Source organism: Citrobacter sp. Ca225, from assembly GCF_030337175.1.
Taxonomy (GTDB): Bacteria; Pseudomonadota; Gammaproteobacteria; order Enterobacterales; family Enterobacteriaceae; genus Citrobacter_A; species Citrobacter_A amalonaticus.
The window spans coordinates 188978-209308 of record NZ_JAOWCD010000063.1 but is presented as its reverse complement, the minus strand read 5'-3'; the positions used below and the strand labels follow the sequence as shown (position 1 = coordinate 209308).

Here is a 20331-nt window from a genome sequence, read left to right as displayed (position 1 = left end):
GCAGATACGTAGTTTAAAAAAATGGAGGCATTATGCCAATTACTATCCAAGAAATTACAGAGTATTACGATCAGTTTGGGCTTCATGACCTGAGCTCAATGCCTACCTCAGAGTACCGTCAGGCCCTTGCAAATGGCGGTCTGTTGTGGATTGACCATCATGATTTTGTTCGTAGCACACTATCAGATGAAATTCTTGCAACAAATAGAGAGCAGGTTGATGCTTTGATTGAACATCTGCAGGTCTATAGAGAAAGAATGCCAATACCTCTAAAATGGATGAGTGAGAAATAATATATTTGGCCTGGTTCTTTGCCAGGCCACTTATTCAAAGCATAGCTAATAAGGCTGATGCGCCAGCACCAACGAGACTGGCTACAGTGCTATTATTTAGCAAATCCTTAAGTAGAGATTTCGCCTTAGGGTCTTGTGATTGAGATACCTTTTCAACAAGTTCAGTTATGCTGATATTTACAATAAGATGATTACGCTCACCGATTTGAACTTGTGAGCCTGACACGTTTCCTATGTTGAATGTATTTTGGCTAGGTACCTTAGGCTTGTGCTCATTAGCAGTTAAATTCTCAACCTTTAATGTAAGCATGTGTGGGTGGTTGGTACCAACATTAAGGGAGCCTTCAGGTAAAAATGACATATCGAGTACTTTTAAAGATATTTCACCTTTCCCTAGCTTTTGAGTTATTTCATCGCCAATGCTAATGTCTGGTTCTTCAGTGTAAGGAATCAGTACTTTTTTTTCAGTTGAATTCCTTCGTCCCTTATATTCAACCCCTGCTATTGTGAACTTGTCAGGGTATGCCATAGCATCGAAATCCATCATTTTACTCCTTTTGTTTGCTGTGTTATGATTAACGTGCTGATTTATAAGCTACGATTTAAAAACAGATGTTAAAAGATCATATGTCTCCTTACTCAATAAACTTTTTGATTGGGCATTTTTTAGCAATATTTTTGAGAGAATAATAATCTCATCTTCCCCTGAAAAAGCTATCTTTGTGAAGAAATCAATTAACTCATGATCGCTGATATTATTATTTGTGCCAAATTGTGCATATTTGCTATTGACAGTGTCGATATTGAATATGTTCTTACTCGGCAGTGGCTTTTTTAGTTTCTCGATCTCAGTATGCTCTATTATTTTTTGGGACAGACTTTCAATATGACCACTAACATCTTTCTTTTCTGGGAAGGTAAAGCCATCCCCTCTTAAAATCTTATCTGTCTCGGCCATTTCATGGTAAAGCCTACGAACCATTACAAGTAATAGTAGTTTAGCCTCTTCAATAGACTCTTCTATTGAAAATTGGCATTCAATTGCCAACGCTGAGGTCTGCTCTAATACATTGACTGAGTAATTTTCAATGTAAGGATCGATAAAGCCATTCCAAAAAACCTGAACGGGAGAACCTTTAAATGCCACACCTTGATAGCAGATTTCTGTTCCATCATATGCAGTAACTTTCATAGGCGGCCCCGCATTGAGAAATCGCCATCTATGAATTAACTTGGTTAATTTTTCGTCAATATCTTGAACGGATTTATACGTTCTTTTGAACAACGGGGATGGATGTACACCCGGAACGGCAAGAATCTCTTTTGTCACTTGAACCCCCATCATTTTCACTATCGCTTTTTGTAAATTATTTGTGCGTTATCTTTCAAGGTCGTTCGGAGTAAAAATACCTTATTTACATCGATAATTTGATCCATATCTTAAAGAGTGGCACTCAGACGTGAGCCGCCACAGGCCGTCAGGTTTTTTGCCCTTCAGACAGGCTCCTTTACTGACGGCCTTCCCTCCAAGCGCTGGTTTCACGTCTCAACGTTAATTGTTACGGAAACCACTCAATGAAGAAATTACTTGAATTACGCCAGCAGAAAGCCGCACTCAAAACCCAGATGCGCTCCATGCTGGAAAAAGCCGACAGTGAAAAGCGCAGCCTGAACGATGAAGAGGGCAAGCAGTTCGATGAACTCCGCGCCCAGGCTGATGCCATCGAAGTTGAAATGACCCGCCTTGAAGCTGTCGCTGACGATCAGCGCAATTTGCCTGGTACTTCTGTTGAAGGTAAAGGCGTGAGCAACGATGAGCTGCGCCACTACATCATGACCGGCGATACCCGCTCATTCTCCACGCTGGTGCAGGCTGATGGCGGCTATACCGTTATCCCTGAGCTGGACAAAGAGATCATGCGCCAGTTGCAGGATGACAGCGTTATGCGCTCCATCGCCACGGTGAAGACCACCAAAACCAACGAATACCAGAAGCTGGTGTCTGTGGGCGGTACTACCGTTAAGCGCGGTACCGAAGGCGAAGCGCGTACTGAAACCAGCACACCGAAGATGGAGCGCGTTGATATCAAACTCAACCCGATCTACGCCTACCCGAAAACCACTCAGGAAATTCTCGACTTCTCCGAAGTTGATATTCTGGGTTGGCTGTCTTCTGAAATCACCGACACCTTCACTGCTACCGAAGAAACCGACTTTGTGAACGGCGACGGTGATAAAAAATCCAAAGGTTTCCTGTCCTATCCGCGTGCGGCCACCAGCGATAAAACACGTCCGTTCGGCACGCTGGAGAAGATGGAAGCTGCTGCCGTTTCCTCTGATGGTCTGATCGACCTGCTGTACAAGCTGAAAGCCAAATACCGCAAAAATGCCGTATGGGTGATGAACTCCAATACTGCCGCTACGCTGCAAAAGCTGAAAAACGGCAACGGGGATTACATCTGGCGTGATCGCCTCGTCGCTGACTCCCCTGATACCCTCCTTGGTCGTCCGGTTCAATATCTGGAAACCATGCCTGATGCGGCTGCGGGTGAAGCATTCCTGGCAGTCGGCGACTTTAAGCGCGGTTACTTCATTGTGGATCACACTACTGGCGTGCGTACCCGCCCCGACAACATCACCGAACCTGGTTTCTACAAGGTGCACACCGATAAATACCTGGGCGGTGGTGTGGTGGACTCCAACGCCATCAAGGTGCTTGAGCTTTCCGGCTCCGGTTCCTGATCTGACATTTAAGGGGCTTCGGCCCCTTTTTGCCCTCTGTGGAGTCCAGTAATGAAAACAATCGATTTTGAAATCCGTACCTCTGAACTGAGCGCCAGCAACAAAAAGCTGGTGGGCTATGCCGTGCGCTGGAACAGCCTGTCAGAAGTTATCTGGGATGAGTTCCGCGAGCAGTTTGCGCCGGGGGCGTTTAAAGACAGCCTGGCATCCGGTAGCGATGTGCGTGCGCTGTACGAGCATAACTATACCCAACTGCTGGGGCGTACCAAATCCGGCACGCTGGTGTTGTCCGAAGATGATACCGGGCTGCGTTTCGAGCTGACCCCGCCAAACACCCAACTTGGCAACGATGTTCTGGAGCTGGTGGATCGAGGAGATATTTCCGGTATGAGCTTCGGTTTCCGTGCGCTGAAAGAGTCCTGGGATATTACTCCTACACCGTATATTCGCACTGTTACCGCCGCCGAGCTGCGGGAAATCACCGTTACTTCTATGCCTGCTTACCCTGAGTCTGGCGTGGAAATTGCGCACCGTTCTCTGTTCTCCCAACATCCTGAACTGCGCCGCGCTGGTGATAACCGCCGACGCTGGGCTGACTTAGCGGGGCTGTGATATGTGGAATATCTGGCCTTTTGGCCGTAAATCTGAGCCATCCGAACAACGCAGCATGACCATTGATGAGTTTCTGGCGATGGCAGGGATTCCAAATACTGGATCAGGCGAATATGTGTCTGCGGGTACTGCGGAATCTCTGCCGGCGGTGATGAACGCCGTGTCAGTTATCAGTGAGGCGGTGGCAACAATGCCCTGCTATCTCTACCGCGTCCGTAATGATAATGGTCGTGAGGCGCGGGAATGGCTGAGCAATCACCCGGTAGATTTCCTGCTGAACGAGCAGCCGAACGACTGCCAGACACCTTATCAGTTCAAGCGCACGATGATGCGCCATTGTCTGCTTAACGGTAACGCCTACGCGGTGATCCAGTGGGGCCGCGACGGACAACCTCAATCCCTGCATCCGTATGCGCCGGGGGCGGTTGTTCCTGAACGTATCGGTCAGCATAAGTACAAATACACCGTTACTGAGCCGTTTACCGGGGCTGTGCGCACCTACTTGCAGGAAGAGATTCTGCACCTGCGTTACTCCACCGATGATGGCTTTCTGGGGCGTTCTCCGATCACCATCTGTCGTGAGGCTCTGGGGTTAGGTCTGGCCCAACAGCGCCACGGTGCCAGCATTATGAAGGATGGCATGATGGCAGCGGGCGTAGTCACTACTACTGAATGGCTCGATAGTGTGAAGGGTAAACAGGCGCTGGACGCACTTGAGCGCTACAAAGGTGCCAGAAATGCCGGTAAAACACCGATCCTTGAAGGTGGCATGGACTATAAGCAGCTTGGCATGAGCAATCAGGATGCTGAGTGGCTGGCCTCCCGGCGCTTCACCATTGAAGACATTGCCCGCATGTTCAACGTGTCGCCCATCTTCCTGCAGGAATACAGCAACAGCACCTACAGCAATTTCAGCGAAGCGAGTCGCGCCTTTCTCACCATGACTATGCGCCCGTGGCTGGCGAACTTTGAGCAGCAGATTAAGTCCGCGCTACTGGTGGCATCACCTGTACCTGGAGTTCGTTATCAGGTGGAGTTCGACTCTGCTGATCTTCTTCGCGCTACGCCTACCGAACGTTACGCAACTTATGAGCGCGGTATCAAGAACGGCATCATGAACCCCAACGAAGCCCGCGAACGTGAAGGTATGCCGCCGCGTGAAGGTGGCGACGAATACAGCCAGGCATGGAAACAGGAAGTGAAGATCAGCAAGGACAACAAGGAAGGTGACGAATGAGAACCGGAGGTCTGAGAAGCCGGGTAACTATCCGGGTATTCACAACCCAACGTGCGCCATCTGGTCAGGTTATTCAGGTATGGGAAGACGGAGAAACCATCTGGGCTGAGGTTAAGGGGATTAGTGGCCGGGAATTAATGGCGTCAGGTGCCGAGGTTGCCGAAGCGACGATCCGCGTCTGGGTGCGTTTCCGCCGTGATATCACCGCAGCCAATCGTCTGAAAGTGCTTACTGGCCCGTTTGCTGGCGGCACTCTCAATATCATCGGGCCTCCTATTCCTGATTCGGAAGGTACCCGGCTGGAAATTCTCTGCAAGACAGGAACGGAAAAATGACAGCAGAAATCACCCTGGATGAAGCAAAGCTGCATTGCCGTATTGATGATGATTACGAAGATATGTTGATACAGGCGTATATCGATGCGGCGCTGGAGGTCTGCCAGAAGCATATCGGCAAGCGATTTGATAACGGGCTGGAGTTTACGCCAGCTATCAAGATTGGCTGTCTGATGTACGTATCTCAGCTGTACGAGTACCGCACGATGATTGATGATACCGACGCCAAAGAGATACCGATGGCTGTCTCTGCGTTGTGGTCTGTCTACCGAGATGTGGGGGTGTACTGATGCCGTGGCAACCACTACGCCGGTGCAATGAGCCGGGATGTAATAAGCGGGTGAAATCCGGCAAGTGTGATGAGCATAAGCGGGATGCCCGCCGACAAAGCGACAGCCGAAGAGGTACACGGACAGAGCGCGGTTACTCGAACCGCTGGGGCGAATACCGTCGTCATTTTCTGAAAGCTAGCCCGCTGTGTGTCCACTGTCTCAAGGCTGGCGTCTATACATCGGCAACTATCGTCGATCACATCATCCCTATCGAGGGTGAAGCCGATGTGCTGTTCTGGCCCGCCAGTAATCACCAGTCGTTATGCGCTGCCTGTCATGGCCGGAAGACAACCACAACAGACCCGGTGACGAAGCAGCAGCGTAGAGCCGGTAAGTTCCGTGAGCAGGAAGAAGCAGCACGTCATCGCACCGACTGGATCTATGAGGCAAACAATGACTGAGCAGGAACAGCAGCGCCTGATTAGTGGGCTGATAAAGCAGCGCGAGGCATGGCAACCAGCCAGACAGAGAACGCATACGAAGCCCGTAGTAATGCGTATGAGCCAGCGTGACCGGGAGCTTATGGAATGCTTCCACAACCGCTGACAGGCCGCATGGACGGGGTGGGGGAGGTTTTAAAGACAAACCCCTCCGGGTGAGGAACCACCCGCCCCCTCAAATTTTTACGCACGGTGATTTTTTTGAAAATAAAACGCGATGGAAACGAGAAATTTTTATGGCAAGACCACCAAAACCGCCAGCTTACCTTGATGAGTTAGCCGCGCAGCAGTGGAAAGCGAAAGCGAAGCAACTGGCCGAGCGTGGCGATCTGACACCCGCCGACTGGAACAACCTTGAGCTTTTTTGCGTCAACTATTCGATGTACCGCAAAGCAGTGGAAGACCTTGCCAGTCGTGGGTTCAGCATTGTTAACAGCCAGGGGGGCGAGAGCCGAAATCCGGCACTGAGTGCAAAGGCCGATGCTGAAAAAATCATGATTAAAATGTCGTCGCTGCTGGGCTTTGATCCGGTAAGCCGCCGCCGTAACCCGGTAGAAACGGAAGAGGAAGACGAGCTTGACCGTCTGGAATGAGTACGCAAACGCGATAAAAACGGGCGAAATTCCGGCCTGTAAGCGCGTAAAACAGGCCGTGGAAAGGTACTTTTCAGACCTGAATGACCCCCGTTATGAGTTCGATACGGCGACCGTAGAGCGGTTTATTGCGTTCTCCCGGCTTTGCCCTCACGTCAAAGGCCCGTTGCGCGGCCAGCCTATCGAGCTGGAGCCGTGGCAACAGTTCGCCTTTGCTAACCTGCTGGGCTTTAAGGTCAGGGAGTCAGGCCGCCGTAAGTACAGCAGCGCCTTTATTGAGGTGCCGCGCAAAAACGCCAAATCCACCGTGGCCGCGATGCTGGCTAACTGGTTTCTGGTGATGGAGAAGGGCCAGCAGGATATCTACACGGCGGCGGTGAGCCGGGATCAGGCCCGTATCGTGTTCGACGATGCCCGCCAGATGTGCCTGCTGTCAAAACCACTGAAAAAGCGCGTAAATATTCAGGCTCATAAGGTCATTTTCCCGAAGAGCAACAGCCTGTTAAAGCCGCTGGCGGCAAAAGCGGCCACTATCGAAGGGACTAACCCCAGCCTGGCGATTGTCGATGAGTACCACCTTCACCCGGATAACGGCGTTTATTCCGCGCTTGAGCTGGGTATGGGCGCACGTCCCGAGGCGATTTTGTTCGCCATCACGACAGCCGGGAGTAACGTTGTCTCCGCCTGTAAACAGCATTATGACTACTGCTGCCAGATTCTGGCCGGGGAAGAGAGCAACGATTCGCTGTTTGTCCTGATCTACGAACTGGACGACGAAAGCGAGGTTGAGCAGCCTGAAATGTGGATCAAGGCTAACCCTAACCTGAATGTGTCCGTTGACGCGGCGAAACTGGAATCCACCATCCAGAAAGCGCGGGGCATACCGTCGCAGTGGGTGGAAATGCTGACCAAACGTTTCAATATCTGGTGTCAGGGCTCCACGCCGTGGATGGGGGCCGGCGCATGGGATGCCTGTGCGCTCGACTATACCGAAGACGATTTGGCCGGAAGGGAGTGCTATGTCGGATTTGACCTGTCATCAACCAGTGACATTACCAGCGTGAGTTACGTTTTCCCGTTCGACAGAGAGATTCGACTTCTGACCCGTCATTATCTGCCGGAAGCGCAGCTAAATAACGTCGCCAACAAAAACCGCGCTATCTATCGCCAGTGGGTGAAAGCGGGCTGGATACGCACCACACCCGGAGACTGTATCGACTATGACCGCATCCGGGACGATATTTTGCGCGATGCTGAAACCTTCAATATCCGGCTGGTGGGCTTCGATACTTGGAATGCCACACATTTACGCACCCAGCTACAGGGAGCAGGGCTTGATGTGGAGCCGTTCCCGCAAACCTATCTCAGGTTCAGTCCGGTAGCGAAATCCTTTGAGGTGTTCGTTAACCGTAAGGTGGTGCGTCATCGGGGTGATCCGGTTCTGTCCTGGGCGATTGGTAACGTGGTGATGGAGTCTGACGCCAACGCCAACATTAAGCCCAATAAGAAGAAATCCTCCAACAAGATAGACCCTGCGGTATCAGCGCTGATGGCGTTCGGTACATTCCAGGGTGAGCACGAGGATTTTGCTTTCGATATGAGTGAAAGCCACAAGCAACGGCTGGCGAAATTTAACGGTATCTGACAGGAGCAGAAAGATGAATACAGCTAACATAGTGCGGGCTGATTGAGCCCGCATTTGATTACAGTTTGTTGTACATTTTTGCTGCGAAATCATGAACTGTTTGAGGAATATCCGATGGCGTGCCTAACATCGTTGGCGCATCGGAAACAAAGAACATTATTGCATCTTTGATTTCTTCGAAGGTAGGGGGAGGGGAGAGACGCTTGAGGTTTGATACCGCGCGTTTAAATTCATTTGCATCCATTGGATGAGGACTAAACCAAGTTGGACGATCGGCCCAACATTTCACTGCTTCTTTTACCTCAATGTTCATTTTATCTCCTTGAGTCTATTGCCATATGAAACATGTGGATAATGCTCGGAGTGTCCGCCGACTGTATTGCTATATATCAGGAAGAATGAAAATTAATCAGTGTCCTTTCTGTGTTGCCAGGTACTTATCAAAAATAGCGCCATGGAGCCCGAGAGATTCACAGCTAGTTCAGCGTGACGCGGAGAGGGCTTAACTGCAGCTCTATTTTTACCATGAGCATCCCCCAATCGATTACGAAGAGTACCAAGCCCATTCACGACTGCGGAGCACCCACCTAATATTTGCTTAAAAATATTCTCAGAATGCTGATCGCTTGAGAGCTTTAACTCTTTTGATACAAGCTTGTAAAGTTCAGACATCTCGATATTTTTATTGTTATAGGGGACGTTCATATCATCTAAGATGTGTTTACAGACTGTTTCCAGCAACGTTCTGGACGAAGTTATTGCTCCGTCTGGATCTGTGTGTCGTCTTTCTAGCGCCTTCATCCAAACAGTGTGAACACCGTCTTCGTCAAACCGTCTTAATACATCAGAGATGTCCTCATCTGCAGGTGCTTTGTTTTTTCCCTCCAGATAGTCCATCAATTCTTGAAATTCATCCCAAATGTACTGTCTTCTTTCTGCATATGTACCGAATTTGTACTTAATGAATTGCCAAAATTGGTCGGTGTTGCGGTTTGTTTTTACAAAAGAGGGAATAATGTTGCTATATAGTGGGGATTCAACAAAAAAACGTCTTAGTTCCTGATACTCATATGGTAAAGCTGGTCCGCCTGTAGCTACGCTAATCAGCTGGGACTGTAAGCTTTCTGCGCGTTCAATATCAGTACTAAGTTCATCAAGAATAGACTTCATGTACACCATACCTCTTCATATGCAGAGGTTTATCATCTTACGATTAGTTTGTCTTTTCGTTCAACAATGTTCACCATAGTTCGCGTATAGGTGCAGTCAGTGGTGCAGTCAGTTCAATAAAAAAGGCGCTTCCCCATGCCGAGTAGCGCCTTTTTAAACAAGCAATTAGCTAATCGAGATTAGTTCATGCCGTATTTTTTCAATTTTTTACGCAGCGTACCACGGTTGATGCCCATCATCAGGGCAGCACGGGTCTGGTTACCACGGGTGTATTGCATCACCATGTCCAACAGGGGCTGTTCTACTTCAGCCAGTACCAGCTCATAGAGGTCATTAACATCCTGACCGTTCAGTTGAGCAAAATAGTTCTTCAGTGCCTGTTTAACCGAGTCACGCAGGGGTTTTTGGGTTACCTGATCCTGAGAGTTAACGGTAGAAACGGTCAGTACGTCAGAATTTACGCGTTGTTCGAACATAGTTCTGTCAGCTCTTTATTTCTGTTTACGCAAAATTTTCGAAGTATGCCTCCAACGCCTCCAGCTGTTCGCTGGCATCCTCAATGGCGTTGAATGTGCGCCGAAACTGGTCATTTGGAGCGTGCTCCTGGAGATACCAGGAGACGTGTTTACGCGCGATTCGGTACCCTTTTGCCTGGCCATAAAAGTCATGCAGTTCCCGAACATGCGCACAAAGCAAGTGCTTAACCTCTGCCAGAGGCAGGGGGGATAGCAACTCCCCAGTGTCCAGATAATGCTGGATTTCCCGAAAGATCCAGGGTCTTCCCTGAGCTGCGCGGCCTATCATCAGGGCATCAGCCCCCGTATAGTCAAGCACAGCTCTGGCTTTAAGCGGGTCAGTAATGTCACCATTCGCGATAATCGGAATGGAAACTTTCTGCTTAACTGCCCGAATACTGTCGTACTCAGCGTCTCCATTGAACAAACAGGCGCGGGTGCGTCCATGAATGGTCAGAGCCTGAATGCCACAGTCTTCAGCCAGTTGGGCAATCTCTACGCAGTTACGGTGTTCCGGAGCCCAGCCGGTGCGAATCTTCAGGGTCACAGGAACGTCCACTGCATTAACCACCCCGGTTAGTATCGACTTCACTAAATCCGGGTACTGCAAGAGGGCTGAACCTGCGAGCTTGCGATTCACTTTTTTAGCCGGACACCCCATATTGATATCAATAATCTGGGCGCCGCTTTCCACGTTAATCCGTGCGGCATCGGCCATCTCAACAGGGTCGCTACCGGCAATTTGCACCGTGCGAATTCCTGGCTCATCAACGTGCACCATCCGTAAACGGGATTTGTCGCTTTCCCAAACCTGCGGGTTAGACGACATCATCTCGGATACGGTCAATCCGGCTCCCATCTCATAACACAGCGTCCGAAAAGGTCTGTCAGTGATGCCAGCCATGGGCGCTGCGATCAGGCGATTTCTAAGCTGGTATTGTCCGATGCGCATGAGTTAAGAAATGACCATACTGTGACTGCAAGGCGGCGTATATTACGCATTTTTTGCACGAGATGAAAGGCCAAACTTTGACCAATCCTCTGCGGTGGATCAAAGAATCGCCGTTAACGTCAACGCCATAAAATAATTAGCCATACAAATCATTGCATTACAAAAGCGTGACGAAATTCTGTACGCTTATAATTTTGCGTAACTTCTCATTTTTTCTTCGAATCTGCGCGGGCTTGCAAGATAATCTGCTGAATTAATCAGCAGATTATCTTGAGTTAATGTGACATCGCTCTCATTTCAGCAGATGATTGCGCAACGCATCGGTCATCACTCGACCACGACACGACCGTTCAGCGGTTGGGGCGGACGATTATTGTCATGATGCATCGTATGGCTGAATTTTTCTAACTGCGCGGCGGACAGCGTCAGAGGGTGCTTCATGACAATCCAGGTTACCCCTTCAGAGCAGGGCGGTGTGGTCAGTGAACCGCTGAAACGCCAAAAGCGTTTGTTTTTCGGCAGCAGGGCATTCAGATCCATTTGTGAGGTGACGTTAGCGTCCTGCCCGGTTTGTTCAGGCATAGTCGCCCACAGTTTGTCCAGCTCAGTGTTTGCCGCCCCTTTATCAAACATGACCGCAACAACGGCGATAGCACCATTTGCGTCTTTGTGCACAAGATGCATTTCCATCGCGTAATGTTTACCGTGAACCGTATTTTCGCTTGGGGCATGAAAGTGGAATTGCTGCAATGTAAACGGAGTCCCGTCAATCGTGATGGTATCAGCCGTTGCGCTCTTTAACGCGGCCTGGATTGTGTGACCGTTGTTAATGAGAGTAATGGGGCCCTCAGTGTAGTGGGTTTTCAGGGGCTTCAGGTGGGCATTTGCCGACTGGTCGATGTTTATTGGGGACTGATTCATCCCGGTCTGACAGGTTTTATACTCTTCACTGAGTGCGCCCCAGTGTTCCGGGGATCCTTCACCCTCATAGCTCCAGTGTGACGCCATTGCGGTGGATGACATGATGCTTAACGCGAGAAGAGTTGCCTTGCTCAAAAAAGGGTTCATGAAATTCTTCCAATGAATAAAATAGATTTTTATATTTGCAACTTCAATGAGTTACGCGTCTATTTTACCGTATGAGAGGAAGAGGAAGGAGCGGGCGAAATGCTGAAAAACGTGGCCGGTAGTACGGCCACGCGCGGGAGACAGGGTTACTTCTTACGGCCCGTGATTCGACACCACTCTTCTTTCTCCACCACCGGATCGAGAGCGAAGAGATCGGCATAAGCTTCACAAACACTTTCCGCCTGGCTGGCAAGGATACCGGAAAGGCCCAGCAGACCGCCTGTAACGGGCAGGACGCTGATTAACGGTGCCAGCTCGCGTAATGGGCCTGCCAGAATGTTGGCGACCACTACGTCGGCTTTCATGGCGTCTGGCTGATCCTGTGGCAGGTAGAGTTCAAGACGTTCTGATACGCCATTACGCTGGGCGTTATCACGGCTGGCCTGAATCGCCTGCGGATCAATATCGATACCGATCGCTTTTGCGGCGCCCAGTTTCAGTGCGGCAATTGCGAGGATGCCGGAACCGCAACCAAAGTCGATAACGGTCTTACCGGTTAAATCGAGACTGTCGAGCCACTGCAGGCACAGTGAGGTGGTGGGATGAGTGCCGGTACCAAACGCCAGACCGGGGTCGAGCATTACGTTGACGGCATTTTCATCCGGCACGTCGCGCCAGCTTGGGCAGATCCACAGGCGTTCGCCAAAACGCATGGGGTGGAAGTTATCCATCCACTCGCGTTCCCAGTCCTTATCTTCCAGTTGTTCAATTTTATGCGCGAACCCGACGCCCAGCAGCGGATGGTGTTCCAGGATGGCGACGACTTCTTTCATGTCGGTTTCGGCATCAAACAGACCGATAACGTCGGTGTCGCCCCACAGGCGTGTTTCGCCCGGCAATGGCTCAAAAACCGGCGTGTCGTGCGTGTCCTGGAAGGTGATGGAAACGGAACCCGCTTCCATCAGGGCATCGCTCAATGCTTCCGCGTTAGCGCCCGTCGTGTTCAGTTTTAATTGGATCCATGGCATGGCAAAACTCTTTATTTATCAGTAGTCAATACAGCGGCTTGCGGGGCAGGAGAACCGAAACGGTTTCCGACCAGGAAAGCCAGCAAACTTAGCAGCAACGAGGGCACAATCGGATGGAAGCCCAGGTACTGAACGTTAAAGGTGGCGAGAATCGCATACAGCACGCCGCCGACAATCATCGCACTCAGCGCTCCGGTCGCATTCGCGCGCTCCCAGTAAAGGCCAAGCACCAGCGGCCACAAGAACACGGCTTCCAGACCGCCAAACGCCAGCAGATTCAGCCAGATGATCATCTCTGGCGGTTTCCAGGCGGCAAGTAAGAGCAGCGCGCCTAAGATGAGGGTGATCATCGCCGATATTCGTTTCAACCGCGTCTCGTTCTGCAACTGTTCCGGGCGAAAATTAAGATAGAGATCTTTAATGATCGTAGCGGAACTTTGCAGCAACTGGGCGTTGATCGTCGACATAATGGCCGCCATTGGCGCGGCAAGGAAGATCCCGGCGGCGAAAGGCGGCAGCACTTTGACCATCAGCGTGGGGATCACCAGATCCGGCACCGTCAGGTCAGGGATAACCGCACGACCCAGCGCGCCGGCAAGATGCATACCAAACATCAGGATCGCCACCACGATGGTACCGATGATTATCCCGCGGTGTACCGCTTTGCTGTCTTTGTAGGAGATGCAGCGCACCGCCGTATGCGGCAGACCGATCACACCAAAACAGACCAGTACCCAGAATGAGGTCATAAAGGTCGGAGACAGAATGTCATCGGCGCCCTGCGGTGAAACCAGTTTTGGGTCGATGGTGTTTAAGGTCTCTACGGCATGGCTCAGGCCACCGGCCGCATGCACGATACCGACCAGCAGCACGATGGTGCCAATCAGCATCACCAGTCCCTGCATTGTGTCGTTAAGTACGCTGGCACGAAAGCCGCCGAACGCGGTATACAGCGCGATACTGATACCGAAAATCAGCAGGCCTGTTTCATAGGGAATACCCGCCGCCGTTTCCAGCAGGCGTGCGCCGCCGATGAACTGCACGGTCATGGCACCGACAAACGCCACGAGCAGGCTGAGGCTCGCCAGCCACACCAGCAGGCGATTCTGGTAGCGGGCAAACAGCATGTCGTTGAGGGTGACGGCATTATAGCGACGGGCAAGGATGGCGAATTTCTTGCCGAGTATCCCCAGCGAAAGCCAGACGGCGGGAAGCTGAATCATCGCCAGCAACACCCATCCCAGTCCGTATTTATAGGCCGCACCAGGTCCACCAATAAATGAGCTGGCGCTGATGTATGTCGCGGTCAGGGTCATCGCCAGGACGATCCCCCCCATGGAACGGCTACCCAGAAAATATTCATTCAGGAAGGTGCCGGTCTGCCGTTTACGCATGGCATAAACAGAAAGACCGAACACAACAACCAGATAGGCAACCAGCGGCAGAATGACTTCAAGCTGCATCATCATCCTCCAGGGGAATGTCACGATAGATAAATTTCACCATGGCCCAGCACAGCAAAATGAAGATCAGCGGTGTTAGCAGACAAGCCATTTCAAACCAGTGCGGCAACCCGGTTATGCCCGGCGTCACCCCTGGAATGTAAGCTGCGGCGAGCCAGGCAGCCAGATAGAGAAGGGTCAGCCATAGCGCCCAACGCGCTTCTTTATTGGCCTGAACAAAACGTTTGTCCATTTTTTGTCCCTTGTTGAAAAAGAAAGCGGGGATTGTACCTTAAGCCGCAGGTCAGGGGGGAGAGAAAGGTGGCGGCTGAAGAACGATCTTGCCCCTGTGGGGTGAGGAGACAAAATAATCACGATCAATTAATCAAAACGAACTGTTCTGAAAATCAACGTATTCTATTTTTATTTTTCCATTTTTGTTTTAGATAATAATATTGATTACTCTCGTTTTTATTGGGCAAAGTACCTAAAATAGATAGCTCCTCCGTTATTAATTAATAATAAGGCGACTAACGGTATGTTATTAATTAATGACGTAATAAGCTGTGACGACTATATAAAGTCGATGAATGCGCTGTTTTTTCTCAATGGCTATTTATATGGATGTTTTCTTATGCCTCTTATTTTGCTCGCCAGATCTCATATTTTATTAATGACTGCAATTTACAGGGTGATATAACAATAATATTCTTAACCGGCGCTGAACCTGTTATCGGGTTTTCTGAGTAGCGAGATTCTCAGTGGCAATGCCTTTTCTTAATTCTGTCAGAGACGGAAAGGTCTTTTTTTGCGTTCATACATGGACTTTAATATGAAATTAAATAAGAGAATGACTATTAGTGCGGTGGCAATACTGGTTAGCTGCAATGTCCTGGCCGCTGAATCTGTTATCGATTTACGTCACGACTACTTCGATGATGGAAAAATTAATAAAGATCGTATCTATTTTGCGCATCGGTTTGATAACCAATTCGGTTTCTCTGTCGAGACCCGTTATAAATCAAGTGGTGACGATGCAAATGAGCCTTTTAATGAATTAGATAATAACGGTAGTGAAGCCACTATCAGCTATCGCTTTATCCTTAATCCCAAAATGTATCTGATCCCTGCTTTTAATATTGATAGTAATTCGGGTAATACCATCTATAAACCTAACCTGTTACTCGGGACCGTACTGGGTAATGGTTTTTATCTGAACCTGCGCTATCGTTATGATTACACCTTGCAGGATAATGAAGACCTGAATAATAAAGCAACTGGGCGTTATGACGCGTGGCTTGGCTATAAGACCGGTGACTGGAAGTTTGAATACAACTTTGTTTACTTACATGCCAATACCGATATTTATAATGAAAGTCACACTGACTATGAGCATGACATGAAGGTCGCCTACTCTGTCACCAAAAACTGGGCACCTTATATTGAGATTGGCAATGTCTCCGTTAACAGACTGCAAGACGACAGGCAAACACGTTTCCGGATAGGTTTCCAGTATACCTATTAAAGCAAGGGATGAAATGGAGTTGCACAGAATGTTAAAACAATGGAATGAAGTATTTCATCGATATACTAATAACCCGGATGCGGCAAAATTAATACTGCGGGTGGTTTTTGGCGGACTCATGCTATTTCATGGCGTAGCGAAAGCGAAACACGGACTTGGCGCAGTCGTGTTCCTGCTGGAATCTCACCATTTGCCGGCTTTTATCGCGTGGGGATCGTTCATCGGCGAAATCGTCGCGCCGTTAATGCTGATTCTCGGCGTCATGACACGTTATGCGGCGGCAATTTTTACCTTCACAATGCTGTTTGCGACGTATCTGGTGATGGACGGGAAAGTATTGGCTCTGACGTCTCAGGGAGCGTGGGCCCTGGAGTTACAGGCTATATATCTGTGTGGCGGGTTTTGTATGCTCTTTCTGGGTGGTGGAAAATATTCCGTAATGTCTGAATTTTCTTCTCGCCGGTAAAAAGAGAAGGCCCGAAAATTCGGGCCTTAGAAGAAGATAAATCGGTGTAAAAAAATGGGCTCTTCCGAGCCCATTTTGCTGTGCACCGAGAATTACTTCTCAGTGAGGCCGAGCTTTTTCTCCAGATAGTGGATGTTAGTACCACCTTGCTGGAAGTGCTCGTCGTTCATGATGCGCGTCTGCAGATCAACGTTGGTTTTAATACCGTCGATGATCAGTTCCTGCAGCGCGTTTTTCATGCGGGCAATCGCCACATCACGGGTTTCGCCGTAGCAGATAAGCTTGCCGATCATGGAGTCATAGTATGGCGGTACGGTGTAACCGGCATAGATATGCGACTCCCAGCGCACGCCAAAACCGCCTGGCGCGTGGAAGCGGGTGATTTTACCCGGGCTCGGCAGGAAGGTGTTCGGGTCTTCAGCATTGATACGGCATTCCACCGCGTGACCTTTGACCTGCACCTCTTCTTGCTTGATCGACAGCGGCTGGCCAGCAGCAATACGCAACTGCTCTTTGATCAGGTCAACACCGGTGATCATTTCGGTAACCGGGTGTTCAACCTGAATACGGGTGTTCATTTCAATGAAGTAGAACTCGCCGTTTTCGAACAGGAACTCAAAGGTGCCCGCGCCGCGATAGCCGATATCCACACAGGCTTTCGCGCAACGCTCGCCAATGAAGCGACGCAGTTCTGGGGTAATACCCGGTGCCGGTGCTTCTTCGACGACTTTCTGGTGACGACGCTGCATAGAGCAGTCACGTTCCGCCAGATAAATCGCGTTACCCTGACCGTCTGCCAGCACCTGAATTTCGATGTGGCGTGGGTTCTCGAGGTATTTCTCCATATAAACCATGTCGTTGCTGAAAGCTGCTTTCGCTTCCGCTTTGGTCATGGAGATGGATTGCGCCAGTTCGGCATCGCCGCGTACTACGCGCATACCGCGACCGCCGCCGCCGCCGGACGCCTTGATGATAACCGGATAGCCGATGCGTTTTGCATGGGCACGGTTCGCATCCATATCGTCGGTCAGCGGGCCGTCAGAACCCGGTACGGTCGGGACGCCAGCTTTCTTCATCGCGGTGATCGCCGATACTTTGTCACCCATCAGACGGATGGTGTCCGCTTTCGGGCCGATGAAGATAAAGCCAGAGCGTTCAACCTGCTCAGCAAAGTTGGCGTTCTCAGAGAGAAAGCCATAACCCGGGTGAATCGCTACCGCGCCAGTGATTTCAGCGGCGCTGATGATAGCCGGGATGTTCAGATAGCTTTTTACGGACGGAGCCGGACCAATACAAACCGTCTCATCCGCCAGCAATACGTGTTTTAAATCGCGATCCGCGCTTGAGTGCACAGCGACAGTCTTGATACCCAGTTCTTTACAGGCACGAAGAATTCGCAATGCAATCTCGCCGCGGTTGGCGATAACAATTTTATCCAGCATGTTCGCCTCGTTACTCGATGACGACCAGCGGCTCGTCAAATTCTACCGGTTGACCACTTTCGACCAGGATAGCTTTCACGGTACCTGATTTGTCCGCTTCGATCTGGTTCATCATTTTCATGGCTTCAACGATGCACAGGGTATCGCCTACATTGACTTTCTGACCCACTTCGATGAACGCTTTAGCGTCCGGGCTCGGGGTGCGGTAGAAAGTACCAACCATTGGGGAACGTACGATGTGACCACTGATTTCTGCTGCGGCGGCTGCCGGCGCTTCTGCTGCCGGAGCAACTGCGTTAGACAGAGCAGGTTGCTGCTGCATCATTGGTGCAGCGTAGGCTTGTTGCATCACCGGGAAGCTACCTGCTGGCGCTGCGCGGCTGATGCGTACAGACTCTTCGCCTTCAGAAATTTCCAGTTCGGAGATGCCTGATTCTTCAACCAGCTCGATCAGTTTTTTAATCTTACGAATATCCATGAGTGGGTTCCGTACTCTTTGTTTAGTGTGATTGTGACAGGCATTAAGCGCTGTCTGTAAAGCGTGAGTCCCGATGGCAAAACGGCTTGCGCCTGCCAGGACGCCGGTATATTCCGCCTCAACGATTCATGTGAGACTTGTCGGTTAACATGCAGCGATTTGCTGCAATCCTCCGGCAAAAAACAAAATATACCTTCAATGCTCGATTGTCACCTTTTCAGCGGTCTAAAAACGCTGTCCAGGGAGCCAAGGTCGCACATTATAATGATTTCGTAGCAATTGGCAGCTAAATACTGGTCTTATCAGGGAAGATAATCAACCGCTAACACACAAATAACATCCGAGTCTCTGCATTTTGTAACCGACTGCACAGTTCGCCGAACTAGCGCCACCACTGGCGGAACTTCTTGTAACGGCAGGCCAAAAGCAGCAGTGCGAGCAGAGCATAAATGATGGGTTGAGGTGACAAAATCTTCACCGACCACAGATAATGTATCGGCGCGAGGATCGCCACCAGATAGACGAAGTTGTGCAAAAATTGCCAGCGCTTACCCAATTTTCGTTGTGCTGCCTGTGTTGATGTTAGCGTCAGCGCGAGCAGGATGAGCCAACTGATGATCCCAAGCGTTAAATACGGGCGCGTAATCAGTTCTCGTCCCAACAATCCGAGATTATGGATACCTAACTCTAGCAGCGCGTAACTGGTCAGATGCAGCGTAGCCCAGGCGAAACACCATAACCCCAGCAGACGACGGGTGCGTATCAATAATGGCTGTTTAGCGTAGCGTGCGAGCGGCGTGACCAGTAAGGCAGCGAGCAAAAATTTCAGAGCTGTCCTACCGGTAAAGTGCTGGATGTCCTTTACCGGATCGGCGCTGAGCCCGCCGTTGTTAATGGCCCAGAACAGCCAGAGAAATGGTAGCAATCCCGCCAGATGAAGCGCCACTTTCAGCCAGATAATCTGTTTTGCACTCAGCCGCACTTAGAAATTCTCCCGCAAATTCAGGCCGCGATACAGCGAGGCCACTTCATCGGCATAGCCGTTAAACAGTAGGGTGGGTTGCCGTTGGACATCCAGAATCCCGCCTGCGCCGATAAATCGTTCCGTTGCCTGCGACCAGCGCGGGTGATCAACATGCGGATTCACATTAGCGTAAAAACCGTACTCATCGGCAGCGGCAAGATTCCAGGTGGTGGGGGGCCGCTCGCGGGTCAGTTTAATGCTGACGATCGATTTAATGCCTTTAAAGCCATATTTCCACGGCACTGTCAGGCGTACAGGCGCGCCGTTTTGCGGCGGTAATGCTTTACCGTATACACCAACGGTCAGCAGCGTCAGGGGATGCATTGCCTCGTCCAGGCGCAGTCCTTCGACATAAGGATATTTCAAACCGCCGCCAATGAAGCGATCTTTTTGTCCCGGCATGTCGTCCGGCGCATAAAGCGTCTCGAACGCGACATATTTTGCATTGCTGGTGGGTTCGACGAGCGCCAGCAGCTTATGTAAAGGAAAGCCAATCCACGGCACCACCATCGACCAGGCTTCAACACAGCGCATCCGGTAAATCCTCTCCTCTAAAGGAAAGCGTGTGGTGAGCGCATCGTGATCCAGGGTTAATGGTTTAGCCACTTCACCACTGATTTTCAACGTCCAGGGATCGGTTTTCATGCTGCCCGCATTGGCGGCAGGATCGGCCTTATCCAGACCAAACTCGTAGAAGTTGTTGTAGCCAGTGACTTTATCTTCTGGCGTTAAAGGCAGCGTGTTTTGCCATGCGGCGGGTTTGCTGAATTCCAGCGGTTTGCCGGCGGGCGCGGGTGGACGATCGTTGCCTTTGAACCAGCTCAACAGATCCGCCTGCGCGGATATCGGCAGCGACAGCGTGGCAGCCCCGATCCCCAGCGCTTTCAGCACCTGGCGGCGATGCATAAAGAAAGCCGATTCGGCAGTGACATCGGCTTCTTTGAGTGGACGTAATTTCTTCATAACAGACTCCAGGCGTACATATAATGCGT

The 20331-nt window shown here is 50.4% G+C and carries 25 protein-coding genes; 11 read left to right on the top strand and 14 right to left on the bottom strand.

Annotated features, from left to right (window positions below; genetic code table 11):
- Window positions 1-32 precede the first annotated feature (32 nt).
- The gene (locus tag OGW13_RS09180) at window positions 33-293 is read left to right on the top strand and encodes a hypothetical protein (protein WP_284885836.1); all 261 of its coding nucleotides are present in this window, start codon (window positions 33-35) and stop codon (window positions 291-293) included.
- A 34-nt stretch (window positions 294-327) separates the two neighbouring features.
- On the opposite strand, the gene OGW13_RS09175 is transcribed toward OGW13_RS09180, so the two are convergent.
- Window positions 328-837: a hypothetical protein gene (locus OGW13_RS09175; protein WP_284885907.1), complete on the bottom strand. Its 510-nt coding sequence runs from the start codon at window positions 835-837 to the stop codon at window positions 328-330.
- Between the two features lie 51 nt (window positions 838-888).
- Window positions 889-1623: a hypothetical protein gene (locus OGW13_RS09170; protein ID WP_284885837.1), complete on the bottom strand. Its 735-nt coding sequence runs from the start codon at window positions 1621-1623 to the stop codon at window positions 889-891.
- Window positions 1624-1868: 245 nt separating this feature from the next.
- Here OGW13_RS09170 and OGW13_RS09165 point away from each other — a divergent pair, with 245 nt between their 5' ends.
- The 8 genes from OGW13_RS09165 to OGW13_RS09125 all read left to right on the top strand — a co-directional run bounded on the left by OGW13_RS09165 (window position 1869) and on the right by OGW13_RS09125 (window position 8229).
- Window positions 1869-3035 carry a phage major capsid protein gene (locus OGW13_RS09165; RefSeq protein ID WP_287115956.1) on the top strand — a complete coding sequence of 389 codons (1167 nt, stop codon included), beginning with the start codon at window positions 1869-1871 and terminating at the stop codon, window positions 3033-3035.
- A 51-nt stretch (window positions 3036-3086) separates the two neighbouring features.
- A complete protein-coding gene (locus OGW13_RS09160; protein WP_287115954.1) occupies window positions 3087-3647 on the top strand; it encodes an HK97 family phage prohead protease in 561 nt (186 codons plus the stop codon).
- Between the two features lies 1 nt (window position 3648).
- Window positions 3649-4884: a phage portal protein gene (locus OGW13_RS09155; protein WP_286452308.1), complete on the top strand. Its 1236-nt coding sequence runs from the start codon at window positions 3649-3651 to the stop codon at window positions 4882-4884.
- Complete coding sequence (locus tag OGW13_RS09150; protein WP_115615106.1) at window positions 4881-5219, top strand: phage head closure protein; 339 nt, start codon at window positions 4881-4883, stop codon at window positions 5217-5219. Before OGW13_RS09155 ends, OGW13_RS09150 begins: the two co-directional genes overlap by 4 nt.
- A complete protein-coding gene (locus OGW13_RS09145) occupies window positions 5216-5509 on the top strand; it encodes a head-tail connector protein (RefSeq protein ID WP_287115952.1) in 294 nt (97 codons plus the stop codon). The genes OGW13_RS09150 and OGW13_RS09145 overlap by 4 nt, the downstream gene beginning before the upstream one ends.
- On the top strand, window positions 5509-5952 hold the full coding sequence (locus OGW13_RS09140) for an HNH endonuclease signature motif containing protein (protein WP_287115949.1): 444 nt from the start codon (window positions 5509-5511) through the stop codon (window positions 5950-5952). Before OGW13_RS09145 ends, OGW13_RS09140 begins: the two co-directional genes overlap by 1 nt.
- 275 nt (window positions 5953-6227) lie before the next feature.
- A complete protein-coding gene (locus OGW13_RS09130) occupies window positions 6228-6584 on the top strand; it encodes a phage terminase small subunit P27 family (protein ID WP_000113647.1) in 357 nt (118 codons plus the stop codon).
- Window positions 6568-8229, top strand: coding sequence for a terminase large subunit (locus OGW13_RS09125; RefSeq protein ID WP_287115942.1), 1662 nt, complete (start codon window positions 6568-6570; stop codon window positions 8227-8229). The genes OGW13_RS09130 and OGW13_RS09125 overlap by 17 nt, the downstream gene beginning before the upstream one ends.
- Before the next feature lie 58 nt (window positions 8230-8287).
- Here the strand turns inward: OGW13_RS09125 and OGW13_RS09120 are convergent, their stop codons facing one another.
- From OGW13_RS09120 to OGW13_RS09085, 8 genes are all read right to left on the bottom strand, one after another.
- Window positions 8288-8542, bottom strand: coding sequence for a hypothetical protein (locus tag OGW13_RS09120; RefSeq protein WP_287115941.1), 255 nt, complete (start codon window positions 8540-8542; stop codon window positions 8288-8290).
- A 92-nt stretch (window positions 8543-8634) separates the two neighbouring features.
- Window positions 8635-9399, bottom strand: coding sequence for an abortive infection family protein (locus OGW13_RS09115; protein WP_287115940.1), 765 nt, complete (start codon window positions 9397-9399; stop codon window positions 8635-8637).
- 179 nt (window positions 9400-9578) lie between these two features.
- The gene (fis, locus tag OGW13_RS09110; protein ID WP_000462905.1) at window positions 9579-9875 is read right to left on the bottom strand and encodes a DNA-binding transcriptional regulator Fis; all 297 of its coding nucleotides are present in this window, start codon (window positions 9873-9875) and stop codon (window positions 9579-9581) included.
- Between the two features lie 25 nt (window positions 9876-9900).
- On the bottom strand, window positions 9901-10866 hold the full coding sequence (gene dusB / locus OGW13_RS09105; protein WP_044256003.1) for a tRNA dihydrouridine synthase DusB: 966 nt from the start codon (window positions 10864-10866) through the stop codon (window positions 9901-9903).
- Between the two features lie 327 nt (window positions 10867-11193).
- Window positions 11194-11934 carry a carbonic anhydrase gene (locus OGW13_RS09100; protein WP_042998348.1) on the bottom strand — a complete coding sequence of 247 codons (741 nt, stop codon included), beginning with the start codon at window positions 11932-11934 and terminating at the stop codon, window positions 11194-11196.
- 146 nt (window positions 11935-12080) lie between these two features.
- Window positions 12081-12962, bottom strand: coding sequence for a 50S ribosomal protein L11 methyltransferase (gene prmA / locus OGW13_RS09095; RefSeq protein WP_042998347.1), 882 nt, complete (start codon window positions 12960-12962; stop codon window positions 12081-12083).
- Between the two features lie 11 nt (window positions 12963-12973).
- Window positions 12974-14425 (bottom strand): sodium/pantothenate symporter, encoded by a 1452-nt coding sequence (panF, locus tag OGW13_RS09090; RefSeq protein ID WP_287115977.1) that lies wholly within the window; start codon window positions 14423-14425, stop codon window positions 12974-12976.
- Entirely contained in the window at window positions 14415-14657 is a 243-nt protein-coding gene (locus tag OGW13_RS09085; protein WP_042998345.1) for a YhdT family protein, read from the bottom strand. Before OGW13_RS09085 ends, panF begins: the two co-directional genes overlap by 11 nt.
- Before the next feature lie 579 nt (window positions 14658-15236).
- Here OGW13_RS09085 and OGW13_RS09080 point away from each other — a divergent pair.
- Window positions 15237-15929 (top strand): oligogalacturonate-specific porin KdgM family protein, encoded by a 693-nt coding sequence (locus OGW13_RS09080; protein ID WP_161804588.1) that lies wholly within the window; start codon window positions 15237-15239, stop codon window positions 15927-15929.
- A gap of 28 nt (window positions 15930-15957) precedes the next feature.
- Window positions 15958-16395 (top strand): DoxX family protein, encoded by a 438-nt coding sequence (locus OGW13_RS09075; protein WP_099433688.1) that lies wholly within the window; start codon window positions 15958-15960, stop codon window positions 16393-16395.
- A gap of 92 nt (window positions 16396-16487) precedes the next feature.
- On the opposite strand, the gene accC is transcribed toward OGW13_RS09075, so the two are convergent.
- From accC to msrP, 4 genes are all read right to left on the bottom strand, one after another.
- Window positions 16488-17837, bottom strand: a complete 1350-nt coding sequence (gene accC / locus OGW13_RS09070; protein WP_042998343.1) for an acetyl-CoA carboxylase biotin carboxylase subunit — start codon at window positions 17835-17837, stop codon at window positions 16488-16490.
- Window positions 17838-17847: 10 nt separating this feature from the next.
- Complete coding sequence (gene accB, locus OGW13_RS09065) at window positions 17848-18315, bottom strand: acetyl-CoA carboxylase biotin carboxyl carrier protein (protein ID WP_042998342.1); 468 nt, start codon at window positions 18313-18315, stop codon at window positions 17848-17850.
- A gap of 382 nt (window positions 18316-18697) precedes the next feature.
- Window positions 18698-19297: a protein-methionine-sulfoxide reductase heme-binding subunit MsrQ gene (gene msrQ, locus OGW13_RS09060; protein WP_058587500.1), complete on the bottom strand. Its 600-nt coding sequence runs from the start codon at window positions 19295-19297 to the stop codon at window positions 18698-18700.
- A complete protein-coding gene (msrP, locus tag OGW13_RS09055) occupies window positions 19298-20302 on the bottom strand; it encodes a protein-methionine-sulfoxide reductase catalytic subunit MsrP (RefSeq protein ID WP_042998340.1) in 1005 nt (334 codons plus the stop codon).
- Window positions 20303-20331: the final 29 nt, after the last annotated feature.